Raw genomic sequence first — 18,436 nt, forward strand, 5'->3', positions numbered from 1 at the left:
GGGAAACGCCCGGTCCCATTCCGAACCCGGAAGCTAAGACCCACAGCGCCGATGGTACTGCACCCGAGAGAGTGTGGGAGAGTAGGACACCGCCGGACAACACGTAACGAAGAGGCCCCACCACGGTGGGGCCTCTTCCACGTTAACCACCCCCCCCACCACCCGCGCACCGGACCACCCGGAAACTCCAACGCTGCAACCGGTACAGTCGGATCATGAGTGATCTTTTTTCCCATGCGGCGCCGGAACCCTCTGCCACTTCGAGGGGCGAGGACATTACCGTGAGCGTCGATGTTCCGGCCGACGAGGTGCATGCCTTCGCTGGTTTCACTGAGCACATCCACCTGTGGTGGCCGGCGGGCGAGCTCAGCGTATGGGGTGAGGGCAGCTTCTTCGACCTCGAGGACAACGCCCTTGTTGAAACTTCGGAGGAGGACCAGGAAGCGGTCTGGGCCGAGGTCCACGACCGGGAGCCCGGCAGCAGCCTTGAACTCCTCTGGCGCCACCATCCCGGAACGGCACCCTCCACAAATGTCAGGATGACTTTCATTTCGGCAAACCGGGACGGCCACGGCACGCTGACCACCGTACAGCTCACGCACAGCGGCTGGGTCCAGGGCAGCGAAACACTCACGCTGCGTGACCGCTACGCCCAGTTCTGGCCCCTCGCACTGGCGCGGTATTCCCGGTTCATGGGCGCTGTCTGATGCGGCAGGCCGGCTCCGCCTTCGGTGCATTAGATGCCCTCCAGGAGTCCCTCGCGGCACTCCTGCCCGGCAAGGTGATCACCGAAGGTCCGGAACGGCTGCTCTACGCGCGCGATCAGGGCCCCGTTGTGGAACTTGTCGAGCCGATAGCGGTGGTGCACGCCACCTGCGTTGACGACGTACAGCGGCTGCTGGCATGGGCCACGGCCAACGATGTGCCGGTGGTGCCCCGCGGCGCCGGCACCGGCGTCTCGGGCGGCGCCCACGCCACAGCGGGCTGCGTTGTGCTGAGCCTTGAGCGGATGAACAGAATCCTTGCGCTGAACCCGGAGGATGAAACCGCAGTGGTCGAACCCGGGGTCATCAATGCGGACCTCAACGCCGCAGCTGCCGAGCATGGCCTGATGTATGCGCCGGATCCGGCCAGCTACCGGACTTCGACGATCGGCGGCAACGTCGCGACCAACGCTGGCGGACTCCGGTGCGCCAAGTACGGGGTGACGAGGGATTCAGTGCTGGCCCTCGACATCGTGCTCGCTGACGGAACCCTCCTCTCCACGGGCCAGCAGACCTTCAAGGGGGTGGCCGGATACGACCTGACCTCGTTGTTCGTCGGATCGGAGGGAACCCTCGGTGTGGTGGTCGGGGTGACAGTGCGCCTGCGCTATCTGCCCGAGAACGTCCATACAGTCGCCGCCTTCTTTCCCGACGTGCAGGGTGCTGCCGCAGGGGTACTCGCCGTGGGCAGGGCCCGGGTTCAGCCCGCAATCATGGAACTGCTCGATGGAATGACGCTCCAGGCGCTGGACACTGCCCAGGGGTCTTCACTTCGCTCCCGCGGCAACGCACTTCTCCTGCTGCAGACCGACGGCTTCGGTGCAGCGGAGGAGGCCGCAGCGGTCCGGCGGGTCCTTGCCGCGCTCGGAGGCATCGCGGGCGAGGAAAACGCCGCCGAGGCCGCCCAGCTCATCGAACTGCGTCGCCACAGCCGCGGTGATGAAGTCGATCACGAACACCGGGTCGGGGAGGACGTCGCAGTACCGAGATCACGGCTAGTCCACTACATTGCTGCCCTCGAGGAGATGGCCATCCGCCACGCGGTCCGGCTGAAGGTCGTTGCCCACGCAGGAGACGGCAACCTGCATCCCACCTTCTGGGTAGGAGCCGAGGAAGGCGAGGAGGGACGCGGGCGGCTCAACGCCGCCCTCGACGATTCCGTCCGAAAGGCATTGGAACTCGGCGGGACGATCACGGGGGAGCACGGCGTCGGCCAGTACAAGCTGCGCTGGCTCGCGTGGGAACAGTCGGAAGAACTGCTTGAGCTGCAGCGCCGCATCAAGCAGGTCTTCGACCCAACGGGCATCCTCAACCCCGGGAAGGCCATCCGCTGAAGAACAGGGGAGGGAAGCCGCGGCCCCGGCTTGCGAGCTGACATACAGTGACGCGGGGGAAGAGAACGGGCTGACCCCCGAATAAACCTGCGTGGTGCGGTGATATTCTCGGGCAAGAGGCCGTTCCCGGCCTCAATAAAACTTATCCTCTACCGACGAAAAGCCCGGGGGCAATTGTGTCAGAGAACCGTCCAGGACCGTCCGACAGCGGCTCCGACCGGAACAATCCGTGGGCAACTCCCCAGGGCGGATCGGTGCCTGAACGGCCGGCCTCGAGCCCGCCCGCCTATGGCCAGCCGCAGCCCCCTTACGGGCAGGGGCAGACCCCGTACGGACAATCCCCCTACGGTCAGCCCGGCGGAGGTTACGCCGGCTATGGGCAGCAGCCTCAGCAGAATCCGGGGCGCACGCTCGGGATCATTGGACTCATTCTTGCCGTGATCCCCTTCCTCAACCCGGTGGGTCTGATTGTCAGCATCGTGGCCATGGTGAAGTCATCGAAGGCCCGCATGAGCAACGGGTTTGCACTGGCCGGCATCATCATCGGCGCTCTTGCCACAATCGGCTTGGTGATCCTGATCGTCGCAATCATCGCCGTCATCCCGCTTGCCACGGAGGTTGCCGAATTCTGCGAGCAGGCGGGCCCCGGTCCGCAGGAATTCCGGGGCAACCCGGTCGAGTGCCCCGCGGTACCGTAGGCCCGGGCGAATCATCCAACGGGAGCTGACGGCCCGGCCCGACCGGGCCGTCAGCTGTTCGGGAAGCTGTTGTCGCCGTCGAGCCCGATCGTCTTTGAATCGGCCGTGAGCATGATCTCCGCTTCGTCCCGGCGGTGCCGCAGCTCGGAGTCGAGGTAGGACTGCACTGCTTCAGCGAGGGGGACGTTGCGGTCCTGCTTCTCGGACATGTACCAGCGGTGCTCGAGGACCTCGTGGACCACCTCAGCGGGTTCAAGCTTGCCGCCGAGTTCGCGCGGAACCGCCCGCACGATCGGCTCAAAGACTTCGCTCACCCAGAGGTGGGCGCTGATCTCCTCATCGATGTCGAGGTTGTTGTTGTCCGCACGGTAGGCGTCCATGTCATTCAGGAGACGGCGGGCCTGGTTCTCCTGGGCATCGATCCCGGTAAGCCGCAGCAGGCGCCGGCTGTGGTGTCCGGCGTCGACGACCTTTGGCTGCAGCTGGATCTTGGAACTGTCGGCCACGGTCTTGATGACGTACTCGTCGACGTCGAAGCCCAGCTGGTTCAGCCGGCGGATACGCGCGTTGACCCGCCACCGTTCGCCGAGTTCAAAGGACTCCTGCTCCGTCAGCTCCGACCACAGGCGGCGGTAGCTGTCCATGATGAGCTCGCTCGTGGCCAGCGGGTCGACCTTTTCCTCGATCAGCCCGCCCTCGGCGAGGTCCATCAACTCACCGGCGATGTTCACGCGGGCTATCTCGAGGTCGTATTCGCGCTGCCCGCTCGAAAGCTCCGGGTAGAGTTCCCCGGTCTCGGCGTCTACAAGGTACGCGGCGAATGCTCCGGCGTCCCGGCGGAACAGCGTATTTGATAGGGAGACGTCGCCCCAGTAGAAGCCGATCAGGTGAAGGCGGACCAGCAGCAGCGCCTGCGCATCGATCAGCCGGGTGAGCGTATCTTTGCGCAGTGTCTGGGAGAACAGGGCCCGGTAGGGCATCGAGAACTTCAGGTGCCGGGTGACAAGGACCGGGTCGAGTTCAGTGCCGTCGGGGGCTGTGCGCCCGGCAATGACAGCGACCGGTTCGACGCAGGGAACGTCGAGTCGCTGGAGCTTGCGGAGCATGTGGTACTCGTGGCGGGCAACGTGCTCGCTGGTTTCCTTGATGGCGATGACGGATCCGCCGAGATGGGCGAACCTCACGATATGGCGGGAAATGCCGCGGGGGAGCGCCGCGAGGCTGTGTGCCGGCCACTCCTCGAGCGCGACGTGCCAGGGCAGGTCGAGGAGTTCGGGATCTGCGGCGGCCGCGGTGATGTTCAGCGAGCCCAGCGTCGACGCCGGAGGTGTTGACTTGATGCGCGGCAGCTTGCCCGTCTGCGCATAGTCCGTCGGTTCGTCGTGCCAGTTGGCGTTGTATGTCTCGGTCATGGTGCTGCCTTCTGTCGGACCGCCGGTGCGCCGGTCACTGTGTGTGCCTCAAGCAGGCAATCCGTCTGCTTAAACCGGAATGCGGTGGTTCCCCGTCCGCGAAGACGCAGCCTGGGAACCACCGCACCGGAAACGATGCTTCGTACTAGACCGTCTCGGCCAGGCGTGCGCCGGACGTGGTGTCGAACAGGTGCACGTGGCCCTGCTCGGGGCGGACGTAAACGGTGTCACCCTTCATCGGAGGGCGGCGGCCGTCAACGCGGGCAACCATGTCGTGGTTCTGGCCGTTGAGCGTGGTGTGGCCGTAGATGTAGGCGTCGGCGCCGAGTTCCTCGACGACGTCGACCTCAACCTGGAGTCCCTCACCGGGGGCCGCGAGAACGAGATCCTCGGGGCGGACACCCAGCGTGACGGTGTTGCCCGCTGCTGTGTCAAGGATGTCGCGGCGGACCGGGTAAACGGTGCCGCCGAACAGGACTCCGCCGTCGGCAACAGGCAGTTCGAGCAGGTTCATTGCGGGGGAGCCGATGAAGCCGGCAACGAAGACGTTCTTCGGGCGCTCGTACAGGTTGCGCGGGGTGTCGACCTGCTGCAGCACGCCGTCCTTGAGGACCGCAACGCGGTCACCCATGGTCATTGCCTCAACCTGGTCGTGGGTAACGTAAACCGTTGTGACGCCCAGGCGGCGGGTCAGCGATGCGATCTGGGTGCGGGTCTGGACGCGAAGCTTGGCGTCAAGGTTCGACAGCGGCTCATCCATGAGGAAGACCTGCGGGTTACGCACGATGGCGCGGCCCATTGCGACGCGCTGGCGCTGGCCGCCGGAGAGTGCCTTCGGCTTGCGGTCGAGGTAGTCCTCGAGGTCGAGCAGCTTGGCTGCCTCCCGGACGCGCTCGGCGCGCTCCTCCTTGGAGACGCCTGCAATCTTCAGGGCGAAGCCCATGTTGTCGGCGACTGACATGTGCGGGTAAAGGGCGTAGTTCTGGAAGACCATCGCGATGTCGCGGTCTTTCGGGGGAACGTCGGTGACGTCGCGGTCGCCGATGAGGATGCGGCCGGAGTTGACGTCTTCGAGTCCTGCAAGCATCCGCAGGGAGGTGGACTTGCCGCAGCCGGAGGGGCCTACGAGGACGAGGAACTCACCGTCCGCAATTTCGATGTTGAGGCGGTCTACAGCGGGCTTTTCGGTGCCCGGGTACACGCGTGTAGCTTGGTCAAACGTAACCGTTGCCATGTTTATTTTCCTTTTCACGGGCAGGTACGTGCCCGACGATCCGTAGTGAATGGAGTGTATTCAGTTAGCTGTTGTGCGGGGTGTTGTCGGCCAACGGCCTGTTACACCCTTTTGGAGTATGGCATGAATGCTAGGAAGAAGCACGTTGGGTCCGCAGGGCGAGCACTGCCTCGAGCACGTCGGCAAGGGCCTCGGGGGACTCGACCCGGTACCGTGCCGCGGTGTCTCCCTCGCCGATCTTGAGCCCGACGTCCTGCGGTTCGAGGGCCCGGAAGGCGTGTTCGTCGGTGACGTCGTCGCCCGCGAAGAGCACGCTCGTGGCCCTGCTGAGTTCCCGCAGCAGGCGCAGGCCCTGCCCCTTGTCGGTGTGCACCACTGAGGTTTCAAGGACGCGCTTGCCGTCGGTGAGCACGACGCCGTCGAGCCGGGACAGGGCGTCGCGCGCCGCCTCGACGGCGGCCGCTGCGACGTCGTCGTGCGCGGTGCGGGTGTGGAGGACGACGCCGGCGGGCTTGTGTTCAACAAGGGTGCCCGGGTGTGCGGCGACGACCTTTTCGACCGCGGACGTCGCCGATCCGAGCAGGGCCTGCTGCTCGGGGGTGAGCGTCAGCGGCGATCCGTTGGGGCCGGTCCAGGTCTCAGCTCCGTGGCTGCCGATGAGCAGGGTCTCGGGCTCGGGTAGTGCCACAGCGCGCAGACTGTCGAGGGCCCGGCCGGAGATCAGCGCCGTCGTCGTGTCGGGCAGGGCCGCCAGTGCCTGAAGTGCGGCAGCCGAGCGGGGCAGGGCGCGCGCATCTTCGGGCCGTTCCACAAGGGGTGACATCGTGCCGTCGAAGTCGAGCGCCACGAGAAGACGCGGGGTCGAGACGAGCTGCTCAAGCGCGGAGGTGAGGTTTCCGGAGGGCTTCTCAGTCATCACTTGTCTCCTCGTTGCCGCCGCGCAGGGCGTTGAGGAAGGTCTGCGACCAGCGTTCGACGTCGTTCTGAAGCACCGAACGGCGCATTGTGCGCATTCTGCGCGCTGCCTCGGAAGCGGGCATGTTCAGCGCGGACACGATCGCGGCCTTGAGGCCGTCGATGTCGTGCGGGTTCACCAGGACGGCCTGCCGGAGGGTGTCGGCAGCGCCGGCGAACTCGCTCAGGACCAGCGCGCCGCGGTTTTCGGTCCGCGCGGCCACGTACTCCTTGGCAACAAGGTTCATGCCGTCGCGCAGGGCGGTGACAAGCATGACGTCGGCGGCCAGGTAGAGGGCCACCATCTCTTCGATGGGGTAGCTGTGGTGAAGGTAGCGGATGGCGGTGTTGCTCATAGTGTCGTAGGTGCCGTTGATGCGCCCGACCGCCCCCTCGATCTCTTCACGGAGCAGGCGGTACTGTTCGACCCGCTCGCGGCTGGGGCTGGCCACCTGGATCAGCGAGGCGTCTTCGACGGTGATGAGTCCGTCCTCAAGCAGTTCGCCGTACGCCTTGAGGCGGTGGCCGATCCCCTTGGTGTAATCGAGCCGGTCAACCCCGAGCAGGACGTGCTTGGGGTTGCCGAGTTCGCGCCGTATCTCCTTGGACCGCTCGATGATGTCTTCGCGTTCGGCAAGCTGGGTGACTGCGTCGACGTCGATCGAGATGGGGAACGCCTCGGCCCGTGACGTATACGCCGGTGCGTTGCCATCCTCGGGGACATACACCTGCTGCTGGCGGATGGTGTGGCCGAGGAAACGGCGTACGCAGCGCAGGAAGTTGCTCGCGTCGCTGGGGCGCTGGAAACCGATCAGGTCCGCGCCCAGCAGCCCCTCGATCACCTGTTTGCGCCAGGGGAGCTGCGCGTAGATCTCAAGGGGAGGGAAGGGGATGTGGTTGAAGAAGCCGATGACCAGGTCGGGGCGGGCCTTCCGGAGGAGTTTCGGCACCAGCTGCAGCTGGTAGTCCTGCACCCACACCGTCGCACCCTCGGCGGCGGTGGCCGCGGTCGCCGCGGCGAACCGCTCGTTGACGCGGCGGTAGGCGTCCCACCAGGTGCGGTGGAACTCCGGAGGGGCGATGACGTCGTGGTAGAGCGGCCAAAGGGTCGCGTTCGAAAAACCCTCGTAGTAAAGCTCAACCTCGTCCGCGCTCAGCGGGACGGGTACGAGGTGCATGTTTGCTTCGTTGAAAGCGTCAAGGGTTTCATCGGGTGCGCCGTGCCAGCCGACCCAAGCCCCCTCGGCCTTCGACATCACCGGGGCAAGGGCGGTGACGAGGCCGCCGGGGGAGCGCCGCCAGGAACTGTTGCCGTCGTCGTCGGTGACGCGGTCGACCGGCAGCCGGTTCGACACCACAATGAACTCGCAGTCACCGTACGGGGTCGTTGGGGTTGTATCCGCTTCAGTCACACTTGCTCCTGCGCATTAGTAGGCCTACTGGTGAACTCTATCGGGTCGGCACTGGTCTCCGGGGGGGGCGCGAGGGTATTGGGCGGTACTCGGTAAACTGGAATGCACCGTGTGCGGGTGCTTCCGCCCGCGGACTCGATTGAAGGATTCATGGCACCGAGCAATAACCGAAGGCCGTCCAAGGCAGAACGCGCGGCCGAGGCGCGAGAGCGCGAGCGGCTCCAGCGCGAGGCCCAGGCACGCAAGGACCGCCGGGCCTCGCTGCTGCTCCGCTGGGGTGTCGTGGCCGCAGCCGTGGTGATCGTCGCGGTGATCGTGGTGATCGTGCTGAACAACATCCGGGGGCAGGTTCCCGATGCCGGCCCGGCACCGCGGCACGGCAACGAGTTTGGCGGTGTCACGCTGACCTCAAGCGGCCAGCTGGCGGAGACGGCCGGCGGTGAGGTGAGCGTTGAAGCGCTGCCGGAGGCCGCGGGAGAGCTGCCCACCGGGGTGGCCCCCGCCGCAGACGGTGAGCCGGTGCCCGTTGTGGCCTACGTCGACGTCAACTGCGTTCACTGCGCCGACTTCGAGGCCCGGCACGCCGAACAGATGCGGCAGTGGCTCGATGCCGGGGACATCACGCTGGAATACCGCAACGTGGCATACCTCGACCGGTCCTCGCAGACCGACTACTCGTCGCGGGGCGCCAATGCGCTCGGCTGCGTTGCGGACGCGGCTCCGGAGGCATACTTCGACTTCGCGACCGCGCTCTTCGCCAACTACGAAAACGGCGAGCTCGACGACGACGGGCTCGCGGGCCTGGCCGCCCAGGCCGGTGCCGGTGAGATCTCCTCCTGCCTCGCGGAGAACACGTTCCGCCCGTGGGTTGCCTACACCACGAAGGCGGCGCAGGCAGACGACATCGGCGGCACCCCGACCGTGTACGTGGACGGGCAGGAAGTTCCGAACGCTGTTGAGGACTTCGCGGCCGCCGTCGAGCGCGCGATCGGCTGAGTTTTCAGGAAGGGCGGCGCTGGGCTAACCTTATTGAGCGTTCGTTATGCCCTCGCGGGTTCATGACGGCGCGCGCTGGCAGTGCCAGCACGCCTCCTTAGCTCAGTTGGCCAGAGCACCTGTCTTGTAAACAGGGGGTCGCCGGTTCGAATCCGGCAGGGGGCTCCACTCAAGTTTTGAGACGCTGCCGCTCCGCTTCCCGCCACGACCAACGCCGACGAGGCCGCGGCTATCGCCGGACCACACCGACACCACGATGACCCGACAGACGGGCCGAAGAACCGGCGGCGGAGCCCGGGGCTGCGGTGACCGCCGGGTCGGAACACCAGCACCGTTACGATGTCCCGATGGCGAGAGCGGTGTCTGTCGGTCGCCGCCTGAGGACAGATCACCATCCCCCGTGTAAGGATGGCGGCAGCCAATATGGGGGTAAGGAAATGAACAAGCGAACGTCCAAGATCACAATTGCCGCACTGCTCGCAGGGACACTTCTGCTCACGGCATGCGCGTCGAACATCGCCAGCGCGGACATAGGGGAGAAGCCGAGCTTTGCCTCCATTGATGAGGCCCGCGCCGCCGTCGACGAAGTGCTCGCCTGCGAGGACGACCCCACCGCGGACCCGCTGGAGAACCGCATCGTGAACTCCACCGTCGAGTACGCGATGTGCACCGAGCATGTCCAGATCGAGCTGTACGCCAGTGACGAGGACCGCGAGACCTCCGTCGAGGGTTACTCAACTTCCGCCGGCGGCGGCTACGACAGGATGCCCATCAGCATGGTCGCGGGCAGCAACTGGCTTGTGCACGATCTCTCTGAAGCACGGGGTCTTCCTTCAAGGGCAGAGGACTTGGAGAAGCTCGCTCACGAGCTGGGCGGAACATTCACCTCGGTCGCTGCCATCAAAGCCAAGTAGTTCCCGCCCGGGGGTGGCAGGACCTTCCCCTGCCAACTCGCCACCAGGCCGTGCAATACTCGGCGAGTGGGATCCTGGGGCCGGCAGTCTTCAGCAACGACACATCGCCGGACGTGCGCGAGGACGTCCGGGACCGTATCGTCGGCGGGGCCCAGGCGGCCGCTGCAGCCGAACGTCCACGTGGTCGCAAAGCACGCCGCTCGCGCTTTGACTCTCCGGACAGAGGCGACATGCATTCCTTCAAGTAGCGTGCCGCAGGAAGGTTTTGGTTGACCCGCTTGGTCAGCATGGGGGCTAAATAGAGGCGGGTCATCTCTAGTTCAAGCAGTCGGCGTGGGGCGGCCTGCGCTCCATGTGATGCACTACCTAAGGTGGCCCTGCATTGCATGGGGCGCCTGGGCGGCGGAAAGTCTCCGGATCTTTCGAAGAGGAGCTAGGAGCGGCGCGATCGGGACTTGGGGCTGCCGCCGAAACTCTCGGCGAGATCATAAGTGAAGTCGATGAGCAGCCCGATGACGTAAGCACAATCCCGCCGGTCTTCGATTTCGCCCTTCACCCTTTTGAGGGCTTCCAACAACTCCTCGTCGGACGTGCCGTTCTTCAGATAGCGGTTGACGTCGTCGTCGAAGCCGGCCGCGCCGGCGCCCGGCCGGACGTAGCGGTACGGTTCCCAGTTGAGGTGCCGCCACTGTGCCTCGAGTTCCCCGGACATCCACGGAACACCGGCATCAGTGATCCGGGGCTTGACGATGTCCTCCAAAAACTCCTTGGTGCTGTTCAGCTCGATCATGGCCCGCTCCGGGTCCGCGACGGTGAAGGCCTCAAAGCGATTGAGTGCCGCGCCGGCTTCATCGACCGCTAACTGGAGCCGTTCCTCAAAGGTCGGGCCCTCATAGGGAACTCGTCCGGAATCACTCATGTCCAGCACCAGAGCCGAGACGTCGGCGTAGGCGAGATCGAGGTCGTGGTGGAGCGCGGTGACCTTCTGGTCACCGCCTGCAAGTGCCCAGGCCTTTTCGTGCAGCTCCTTGGCGGCGTCGACGGCGAGCTTCCTCGCGCCCAAGGCAACGGACTTCTTTGCCCTGCGGTTGGCAAACGACCTGGCGCCGACAAGAACAGTCGAAACGCCGGCGGCCAGAAGCGGCCACGCCAGTCCGGAAGACCCAGGTCCCGAGGTCTTCCGCGCAGCTGCTCTGCGGCTCCACCTGCTATTGGCCACGACGCCTCCGTAGGTTTCGATGGCACATTCTTTCACGCGAATACCATCAGAAGGGAGGCTTTGGCGGCACATGACAGCGGCATCCGCAGTGGTCAAGATTAGGCAGTGGTCAAGATTAGGGGCGGCGAGGTTGGGAGCCGGGTTCCGCTAGTTGACTTCGGCCTTCGAGGCGGCCGACGCCTTGCGCTGGCGGTAGGAACGCATGGCCATCTTCGCTCCACACGTTGTGGAACTGCAGAAGGCCCCTGACGAGTTGCGGGTCCGGTCATAAAAGGCCGTCTTGCATTCAGGGTTTCCGCACGCCCTGAGCCGGTCCCAGCGCCCCTCGAGGATGACAGCTGTGACAGCGGCCAGAACGCTTCCCAGTACGCCGGCGACTCCCGTCTGCAGCGGGAACAGCTTCACGCCATGCGACGAAGGGGTGGCGACGAGCGGGTGGGCGGCTCCTATTTTTGCCACGCGGTTTTCCGCGTCAGCCAGCTCCTGCTCCGATACCCCGTGGGAGGCATGGTTCAGCATGATGACCACCAGTGCGTCGCGGAGTTCCTGTGCTGCTGCGACATCGGCGGCAGTCACTGCAAGATCCGCCGGGGTGTCCGCATGCTCGTTCAGCCACTGGGACAGCTCGGCCGGTCCCGACCACTGTTCCTCGGCGATCCCCGTGGCCCTGGTGTTGACGAAGGACATCACGGCTTCTGCTTCAACGGACGGGACGAGGGGGGAGGTGCGCGGAGCCGTAGTCACGTCTCCAGCATACGCTGTTGAGTTACAACCGTAAAGTTTTTACACATAACCGCATGGCGCCGCGAGGGTTGATAGTTATAACCTAACCGCTTATGCTCCCTACATGATTTTTTCAGAGACTGCCTCCACGCAGGCAAAGACATGGATCATCACCGGCGCTTCCAGCGGAATCGGCCGGGCACTTACCGTCGCCGCCCTCGGCAGGGGTGACAACGTTGCGGCACTTTCCCGCAAGACGGAGCCTCTTTCCGGGCTCCTCACCGAATACCCAACGCAGCTGCTGGCGCTGAGCACCGATGTGGCCAGCGAGCAGGCCGTCGCAGACGCGGTGCAGCGCACCGTCGCCCGTTTCGGCTCGATTGACGTCGTCGCGAACAACGCGGGGTACGGGCTCTTTGGAGCCGTCGAGGAAGCCTCCGACGCCCAGGCGCGGGCCATCTTCGATACAAACGTCTTCGGGGTGCTGAACGTGCTGCGCGCTACCCTGCCGGTCCTGCGCGCTCAGGGTTCCGGACACATCCTGCAGGGGTCGTCCCTTTACGGACAGTTCGCCCACCCCGGCGTCGGGCTGCTCGCCGCAACCAAGTTCGCCGTGGAAGGACTCTCCGAGGCCCTCATCCAGGAAGTTGCACCGCTGGGCATCAAGGTGACCATTGTGGAGCCCAGTGCCACCGAAACCCCGTTCCTCGCCAACCTCGCATTCACCGAAGTCACCGGGACCTACGACGGAACGGTGGGCGAAGTGAAGCGGGCCATCGAGCAGGCACCGGCAGGAGCCGGAGTCGATCCGGCCCAGGCTGCGGCAGCGATGCTGGCCGTTGTGAATTCCATTACGGCCCCGGCCCGCATCATCCTCGGGGCGCAGGGCGAGGGTGCGATCCGCACGGCGCTCGAAGCGCGGCTGAGCGAGATGTCCGACTGGTCATCAGTAGCCCACTCGGCCGACAAAGCGGCCTGAACCCCTACCCACACGGTGCCGGTCAGCAACGCCGATAACGCGGACGGCCGCGGAGTTGTTGACCGGCACCCTAGTTCGAACGCGCAATTGATCTTTCCAACTGATGAACCGCGCGGTGGCGGCGGCGATGACGGATCCACGACGAATCCGACCCGCCAACGGGACGAGGGCCGTGCCGTTCGGAAGAACGGGGAGCTGCTTGGACACGGCGGCGGATCCGTCCTCGTGGATCCGGTTCGTCAAGGTCCCGGACCGGGTTCGAGGTCAGTGGGTCGTCAAGGCGTCCGGGACCGGCTTGTGACCGGACCTCAGGCAAAGGTCGGGCGTCGATCTGGCCGGACATCACCGCTTCACTCCGGAACCCGGTATGGGGATTCAACTCGGGCGTGACCGGCGAGGACCACTCCGACGAACCCCAGCCGGGACCATCAAGGGCACCTGCCGCGACCAGTGGAGCGAGGAGCAGTTGGAGTTGCCGGTTCGAAAAAAGGCCCGGAAGGTTGATCGCCATACAGGCCCCCTGCAGGGATCCGCAGATGTAATGGGTGCCCTCGATTCCACCCATCACCGTGATCACCATTGCGCGGATTCGGGAAAGGTCGACGGCGTTCGCCCGGCCCGCCATCACCTTGGCCGCCAGGCGGTATTCGCTGTGTTCCTGTGCTTCCCGGTTGGCCTCGGCGGCCGCCAGCAACTGCTCCCGCGTCCACGGATAATCGAAAATCCGCGGTGAGGAAAATACGACCGTGTCCATGGCGCTCCTCCGAGCCCGACCCAACCTCTTGTACCTACCGTATGTTCGGCCACTGACACTTTTAGGATGGGTCGGCGCGGTGCAGGGCGCCCCTAGCGGTAGATGACCCGGGCGCCGGCAGCGGCGCTCCAGGTGATGGTGCCGCGCTGGTAGTCCTGGACCGAGGCGCCTGCTTGGTTCTTGTAGACGTTGGTGATCGGGTAGCCGAGCCGTCCCTTCTCATAGCCGGTCTGTCCCCATGCGGTGCGGATCGGCCCGGTGGAGATTCGTGCTCCACTGGTAGGGGAATGGACGATGGCACCGCGCTGGAACAACTGCTGGGAGCCTCCGTTGATCAGGCCGAAAATCTGATCCGTACGGGGATAGCCCAAAACCCCGTTATGGGCGCCGCGCCCCTCCCAGGCTGTCCGAACGACTCCGGTGATGGAGCGGGCGCCCGTCGTCGGGGACCAGATGACGCGCCCCCGCGCATAGTCCTGGTAGGAGCCGCCTTCGCTTTGCCCGTAGACCTGGTTCGCCACCGGGTTGCCCAGTTTCACCTGGCCTCCGGCGGAGGAATACTTTCCCATGACGGGGCCCAGTGGATTGTTCCGGTACGGGGTGAAGACGTCGTCGACGGAGCCCATGATGATGCGGTCGCCCGAAGCGGCGGTCTGGAGGAACCGGGCCACCTGGCCTTCAGGCAGGGAGATGCACCCCGCGGTGGGGGCGGGGTTGGAGTGAACGAAGATTGCGAAGCCAGCACCAGCCTTGATCGATGAATCCGGCGGGCGGTTGTAGTTGATGACCGCGCCAAGGCGGTAGTCGCCGCTGGGGCGTGTTGCGAACCACCACATGTTCTCGTCGGGCCAGACATCCCGTGTCGACTCAAAGTACTTGTTGTAGTTGGAGGCGTACTCTCCGCCCCCGCCCCAGCGCGAGTTTCGGTTCAGCGTGCGGAAGGGCAGATTGGTGCCCGGATTGTAAAGACCAAAGCCTTCCGTCACGGAAAAGGACCCCGTGGGTGAGTACTCGTCCTTGGTATGTCCGCTGGCAACCCCCGGTGGCTTGAAGCCGTTGATGCCGACGTACCCGCGGGTCTGCCACTCCTGGTAGTACGTGCTCCCTGAACGAACGCAGCTCGTGACCAGCGCTGTGCTTGTGGCCCGTACCGTCGTCGTTGCGAAAGTGACGCGCTTCGCGCCGAAGCCCGAGTACTTGACCTGGCCGGAGGTCAGGCGAGCGCATGGATTTGTGACCTGTGCGGAGGCATGCGCCGGCGTCGCTGCCGAGAGCGAACCTCCCATCAGCACCATCGTGAGGATGGCGGTGAGTCCGAGCAGTCTGTTCTTGGAGAGCAATGATAGTCCTTTGAAAAATTGGGTCTGCAAGGTGGGCGACCGGTTGCCGGTTGCGCGGTAGAAGATGAGGTCAGGGCGGCATGTGCCAGCTGTAGCCACGTATTGCGGGGATCGACAGCGAGGCTTTTGCCCACCCCTGTGCGAAATGGTGCTTTCGGGTGTCGGCGGTCGCCTACGACGGAGCTTCGATTCCGGTGGATCGGATGACGGCTTCGGGAACCGCGTCAGCAGGCGGTAACCGCCAGGAATGCCGTGCTCGGGGCGGCGTTCATCGCCGATGCGAGTGCGTGGGGAGGCCGCTGCCGGGCGGCGACTGGCTCGTGCTTGTGAGCCGGGGCGGTGACACCCGGCGCGGGTCCGCCGCCGAGGCCGAAGTGGATGCACGCCGGTGAACCGGGATGCGTGTTCGGAAATGCGGATAGCGAAGTGCCTCAACGGCCATGTTTCCCCCAAAACTAATCGTTGGGTGAAGCGTACTTGCTCGCGGTCGAATTTTGTACCAGCCTCTGTTTGGCTGCACTCGGCACCTGCCCTATTGCCCTAGGATGGAGCGTCCTAAACCCCCATCGCGCGCCGATGGAAGCGAAGATCACCCAGCATGAATGCATTCGGCCTCCCATGAACAGCGTCGGTTGCTTTGAGTGCCGAAATATCCACGGAACAAAAAACTGCGTAAAAACTGCGGATTTGTTTTCATCCGCTCCCGGAGGCCGCCCACTAGGCTCGGGTCAACTTGGAAGGTGTCCGGTGCAAAATTGAGAAAAACAGTTGGCGCGATAGTCATCGTGGCGGTTCTTTTATGGGGGGCTGTAGCTGTTGTAATTATCCGCGCACACGATCAAGAAACTGACCGCATGATTGCGTTGGCCGACCGTATAGAAGTGCCCATCAGCTGGACGCTGGTATCCGAAAATATTGAAAAGGAAAAGTTCATCTGTCTCGATGCCAATCCCTGTCCCGGGTTGAGCAGGACTTGGCAGGCTGATCAAGAGCTCCTGCCAGAAGACCTGCTGCGCCTGACCGAAGCGGCCGGACTGGACGCTCAGGTTGAGGGAGACTGCAGGCGTCAGGAAAAGAGAATCGGCGAGGGGCAAGTGTGCTCGGGTTCGGCTATTGCTGAGGGGTACGAAATATCGATGGGAGTTACTAGCCCAGATCGGGGTGCGAACAGCTTGTTCCATTTGCATGTGGAATCGTCACGCGGGTGAAACGGAAGTCCCGCGCGGAACCGAGCGGGAGCCGCTGATCGGCGGCTTTCGGGTAAGCGAGTAATGGGGGAAATATGTTTGGAAATAGACTTGTGCTGCCTTCGGCCGCGCTGCTCAGTGCTGCGATAGCGGCATCGCACCTGATGGGATTACCAGCGTCAGCCGCCACTCCGGCAATCGACGCTCCCTGCGCTGAAGTCGAATCTGTCTTCGCGAGAGGCTCGGGCCAGGTAACTGGCGCGGCAGAAGCAAGAGCTTTCGACAGCGAAGTAGCGACGCGTATCGGCACAGCGCTTTCATATCACTTCTACGAGCTTGGTAAAGAGAGCATAGACGGGCACCAATATCCGGCGGTCAGTGTCGATCCCGCATCCTGGTCCGGGTTTTGGAACATGATAGGCGCCAACAACAGCAGCGGCGGAAGCTTCGACTATGGAGCAAGCGTCAACAGCGGCATCGCCGAAATGAATGCATACCTGGAGGCTAGAGCCGAAGCCTGCCCTGGGGCGGTCTTCGTTCTAGGCGGGTACTCCCAAGGTGCGCAGACCGTCGGTGAAACCTATGTTGAATCCCTGCCGGCTGATCTTCGCTCAAAGGTTCTCTTCCAAGCTCTCCTCGGGGACCCGAAACTCCACCTTCCCGAGGGAGAGGGGGCATCCCCACCCGCGTGCCGGGGCGAAGAGTACTCCGACTGGCGGAGAACAGTGCCGAATTGCGACACCGATGGGGGTGCGCTCCGTGCTCGAAAGCCCTATCTCCCGGCAAGTTGGACTTCGAGTACAGGGCTGTGGTGCGCCGACCGCGACTTCGTATGCGGCTCATCAAAAAACGCTTTCGAAAACTCCGGGCATGAAGATTACGAGTCTGCGGGAGGGGACATCAGCGCAGCCGCAATCGAAATCGCTGAACGGCTTCAGCAGGCATTCCCGGACCGTGCAGATAAAATCGACACCTCCATAAAGGACACCGGTAGCGGAACCACTGGCTTGGATGTGGTGTTCCTCATCGATTCAACCGGCTCAATGGGTTGGCAAATCGAAGACACCAAGAGCTTTGCTGCGAAAATGGCTACCACCATCAAAGCGCAGCGCGGGCGCGTCGCACTTGTCGAATACAAGGACCAGGGAGACACGTTCACTGCGAAAATCCTCTCAGGATTCAACGAAGACACCACCGATTTCAACGAGAAGCTTGCGACGATACGGGCCTATGGCGGCGGTGATCTGCCGGAAGCAGCCCTCCACGCGTTGATGACGGCGTTCAACGGACTCGAATGGCGCAATGGTGCAACCAAGGCGGCGATCCTGCTCACTGACGCCGGATACCACGACCCTGACAAGGTCGATGGAAGCACCTTGGCAGCCGTAGCCAAGAGGGCGCTTGAGATAGACCCGGTCAATGTCTATCCGGTCGTCCCGTCCTGGTACGGCAGCTTTTACTCCTCCCTGGCACAGGCGACGACGGGTGAGGTGATTGTCAACACCGGTGACACTGAAGCGGCGCTAACGAAAGCTCTCACGAAGATCAACACGCGACCGGTCGCACTGATAAAGCACCCCCACTACTACGCCCAGCCGGGCCAGAACATCACGTTCGATGTCTCAACGTCCTATTCCCCGAACTCGTCGATAGTGTCCTACGAATGGGACTACAACGGCGACGGGGTGTTTGAGGAATCATCGACGACGCCGGTTGCCATGCGCAACTACCCTGATGTATTCGACGGGGTTATGCAGGTGCGCATGCGGGATGCCAACGGAACCGTTTCGAATATCTCCGCATTCGTCCATGTTGGGTCCGGCCCCGCCTCCAACCAGCTTCCCGCTCCCGGAAACATTCAAGCCAAGGTGGTAGCGAACGCCAGTGGTGGCAGCACTGTTGAAGTGAGTTGGGATTCGGATGCTGCCAATGCGGCCAACCGCTTTGGCGTTGCGGTCAACGGAATCCCGGTCGGCATGACCGATGGAACCGGAAGGGCGTTCACAATCACCGATGTCGAACGTGATGCCGATGTGGAAATCAGTGTCACAGCGTTTACCGAGGCGGGTGATATGGGCCTAAGCGGCTCGGTCATTGTTAAGGCCGCGTCAAAGTACGAGTTCGGCGGGTTCCAGCCGCCCGTTGACCCAGCTCCCGCCCTGAATGCCATGCAGGCGGGCCGGGCGGTACCGCTGAAGTTCAGCTTGGGCGGTGACTTCGGACTCGGTGTAATATCTGAGGGCACACCAACGTCCCGCACGGTGCGGTGTGACACTCAAGCGCCGGTCGACGAAGTCGAGTCAACGACAGCTGCAGGCGCTAGTGGTCTTGGCTTCGATGCCTCGACTGGTCAATACACCTACGTTTGGAAGACAGATCCGCAGTGGGCAGGCACATGCCGTGTTTTCCAACTCGGCCTCGATGACGGAAGCGTGCACGACGCCATGTTCCGGTTCCGTAAGTAACGAACCGCAAGGGCGGTGGCCTTCCCTGCACATTGCACGGAAGGCCACCGG

General features: G+C 63.9%; 16 protein-coding genes, 1 tRNA gene and 1 rRNA gene. 10 read left to right on the plus strand and 8 right to left on the minus strand.

Features of this window, described 5'->3' with window-relative positions; all coding sequences use genetic code 11:
• The 4 genes from rrf to AC4D2R_RS03085 form a co-directional block, all read left to right on the plus strand.
• Nucleotides 1-98: ribosomal RNA gene (rrf, locus tag AC4D2R_RS03070) — 5S ribosomal RNA — on the plus strand; the annotation flags it as partial.
• A gap of 117 nt (nt 99-215) precedes the next feature.
• Complete coding sequence (locus AC4D2R_RS03075; RefSeq protein WP_490937375.1) at nt 216-707, plus strand: SRPBCC family protein; 492 nt, start codon at nt 216-218, stop codon at nt 705-707.
• Nucleotides 707-2,098 (plus strand): FAD-binding oxidoreductase, encoded by a 1,392-nt coding sequence (locus AC4D2R_RS03080; protein WP_490937377.1) that lies wholly within the window; start codon nt 707-709, stop codon nt 2,096-2,098. The genes AC4D2R_RS03075 and AC4D2R_RS03080 overlap by 1 nt, the downstream gene beginning before the upstream one ends.
• A 254-nt stretch (nt 2,099-2,352) precedes the next feature.
• Nucleotides 2,353-2,796, plus strand: a complete 444-nt coding sequence (locus AC4D2R_RS03085; protein ID WP_490937379.1) for a DUF4190 domain-containing protein — start codon at nt 2,353-2,355, stop codon at nt 2,794-2,796.
• A gap of 50 nt (nt 2,797-2,846) precedes the next feature.
• On the opposite strand, the gene AC4D2R_RS03090 is transcribed toward AC4D2R_RS03085, so the two are convergent.
• The 4 genes from AC4D2R_RS03090 to AC4D2R_RS03105 all read right to left on the minus strand — a co-directional run bounded on the left by AC4D2R_RS03090 (nt 2,847) and on the right by AC4D2R_RS03105 (nt 7,808).
• Nucleotides 2,847-4,208 (minus strand): DUF4032 domain-containing protein, encoded by a 1,362-nt coding sequence (locus tag AC4D2R_RS03090; protein WP_490937381.1) that lies wholly within the window; start codon nt 4,206-4,208, stop codon nt 2,847-2,849.
• A gap of 145 nt (nt 4,209-4,353) precedes the next feature.
• A complete protein-coding gene (locus tag AC4D2R_RS03095) occupies nt 4,354-5,442 on the minus strand; it encodes an ABC transporter ATP-binding protein (RefSeq protein WP_490937383.1) in 1,089 nt (362 codons plus the stop codon).
• Between the two features lie 130 nt (nt 5,443-5,572).
• The gene (gene otsB, locus AC4D2R_RS03100; protein ID WP_490937385.1) at nt 5,573-6,358 is read right to left on the minus strand and encodes a trehalose-phosphatase; all 786 of its coding nucleotides are present in this window, start codon (nt 6,356-6,358) and stop codon (nt 5,573-5,575) included.
• Nucleotides 6,351-7,808 carry an alpha,alpha-trehalose-phosphate synthase (UDP-forming) gene (locus AC4D2R_RS03105; RefSeq protein ID WP_490937387.1) on the minus strand — a complete coding sequence of 486 codons (1,458 nt, stop codon included), beginning with the start codon at nt 7,806-7,808 and terminating at the stop codon, nt 6,351-6,353. The genes otsB and AC4D2R_RS03105 overlap by 8 nt, the downstream gene beginning before the upstream one ends.
• Nucleotides 7,809-7,958: 150 nt before the next feature.
• Here AC4D2R_RS03105 and AC4D2R_RS03110 point away from each other — a divergent pair, with 150 nt between their 5' ends.
• The 3 genes from AC4D2R_RS03110 to AC4D2R_RS03120 all read left to right on the plus strand — a co-directional run bounded on the left by AC4D2R_RS03110 (nt 7,959) and on the right by AC4D2R_RS03120 (nt 9,718).
• A complete protein-coding gene (locus tag AC4D2R_RS03110) occupies nt 7,959-8,804 on the plus strand; it encodes a thioredoxin domain-containing protein (protein ID WP_490937389.1) in 846 nt (281 codons plus the stop codon).
• A gap of 91 nt (nt 8,805-8,895) precedes the next feature.
• Nucleotides 8,896-8,972: transfer RNA gene (locus AC4D2R_RS03115), tRNA-Thr, on the plus strand.
• A 269-nt stretch (nt 8,973-9,241) separates the two neighbouring features.
• The gene (locus AC4D2R_RS03120) at nt 9,242-9,718 is read left to right on the plus strand and encodes a hypothetical protein (RefSeq protein WP_490937391.1); all 477 of its coding nucleotides are present in this window, start codon (nt 9,242-9,244) and stop codon (nt 9,716-9,718) included.
• 433 nt (nt 9,719-10,151) lie between these two features.
• Here the strand turns inward: AC4D2R_RS03120 and AC4D2R_RS03125 are convergent, their stop codons facing one another.
• Nucleotides 10,152-11,033, minus strand: a complete 882-nt coding sequence (locus tag AC4D2R_RS03125) for a hypothetical protein (protein WP_490937393.1) — start codon at nt 11,031-11,033, stop codon at nt 10,152-10,154.
• 51 nt (nt 11,034-11,084) lie between these two features.
• On the minus strand, nt 11,085-11,681 hold the full coding sequence (locus AC4D2R_RS03130; protein WP_490937395.1) for a CGNR zinc finger domain-containing protein: 597 nt from the start codon (nt 11,679-11,681) through the stop codon (nt 11,085-11,087).
• Between the two features lie 103 nt (nt 11,682-11,784).
• On the opposite strand from AC4D2R_RS03130, the gene AC4D2R_RS03135 reads away from it, so the two are divergent.
• A complete protein-coding gene (locus tag AC4D2R_RS03135) occupies nt 11,785-12,639 on the plus strand; it encodes an SDR family NAD(P)-dependent oxidoreductase (RefSeq protein ID WP_490937397.1) in 855 nt (284 codons plus the stop codon).
• Nucleotides 12,640-12,709: 70 nt separating this feature from the next.
• On the opposite strand, the gene AC4D2R_RS03140 is transcribed toward AC4D2R_RS03135, so the two are convergent.
• Both AC4D2R_RS03140 and AC4D2R_RS03145 read right to left on the minus strand, forming a co-directional pair.
• The gene (locus tag AC4D2R_RS03140; RefSeq protein ID WP_490937399.1) at nt 12,710-13,393 is read right to left on the minus strand and encodes a hypothetical protein; all 684 of its coding nucleotides are present in this window, start codon (nt 13,391-13,393) and stop codon (nt 12,710-12,712) included.
• A gap of 92 nt (nt 13,394-13,485) precedes the next feature.
• On the minus strand, nt 13,486-14,733 hold the full coding sequence (locus AC4D2R_RS03145) for a hypothetical protein (protein ID WP_490937401.1): 1,248 nt from the start codon (nt 14,731-14,733) through the stop codon (nt 13,486-13,488).
• 740 nt (nt 14,734-15,473) lie between these two features.
• Here AC4D2R_RS03145 and AC4D2R_RS03150 point away from each other — a divergent pair.
• On the plus strand, nt 15,474-15,941 hold the full coding sequence (locus AC4D2R_RS03150; RefSeq protein WP_490937403.1) for a hypothetical protein: 468 nt from the start codon (nt 15,474-15,476) through the stop codon (nt 15,939-15,941).
• Between the two features lie 92 nt (nt 15,942-16,033).
• A complete protein-coding gene (locus AC4D2R_RS03155) occupies nt 16,034-18,385 on the plus strand; it encodes a PxKF domain-containing protein (protein ID WP_490937405.1) in 2,352 nt (783 codons plus the stop codon).
• The last annotated feature ends 51 nt before the right edge of the window (nt 18,386-18,436 follow it).

The organism is Arthrobacter sp. TJ-217 (genome assembly GCF_058269255.1).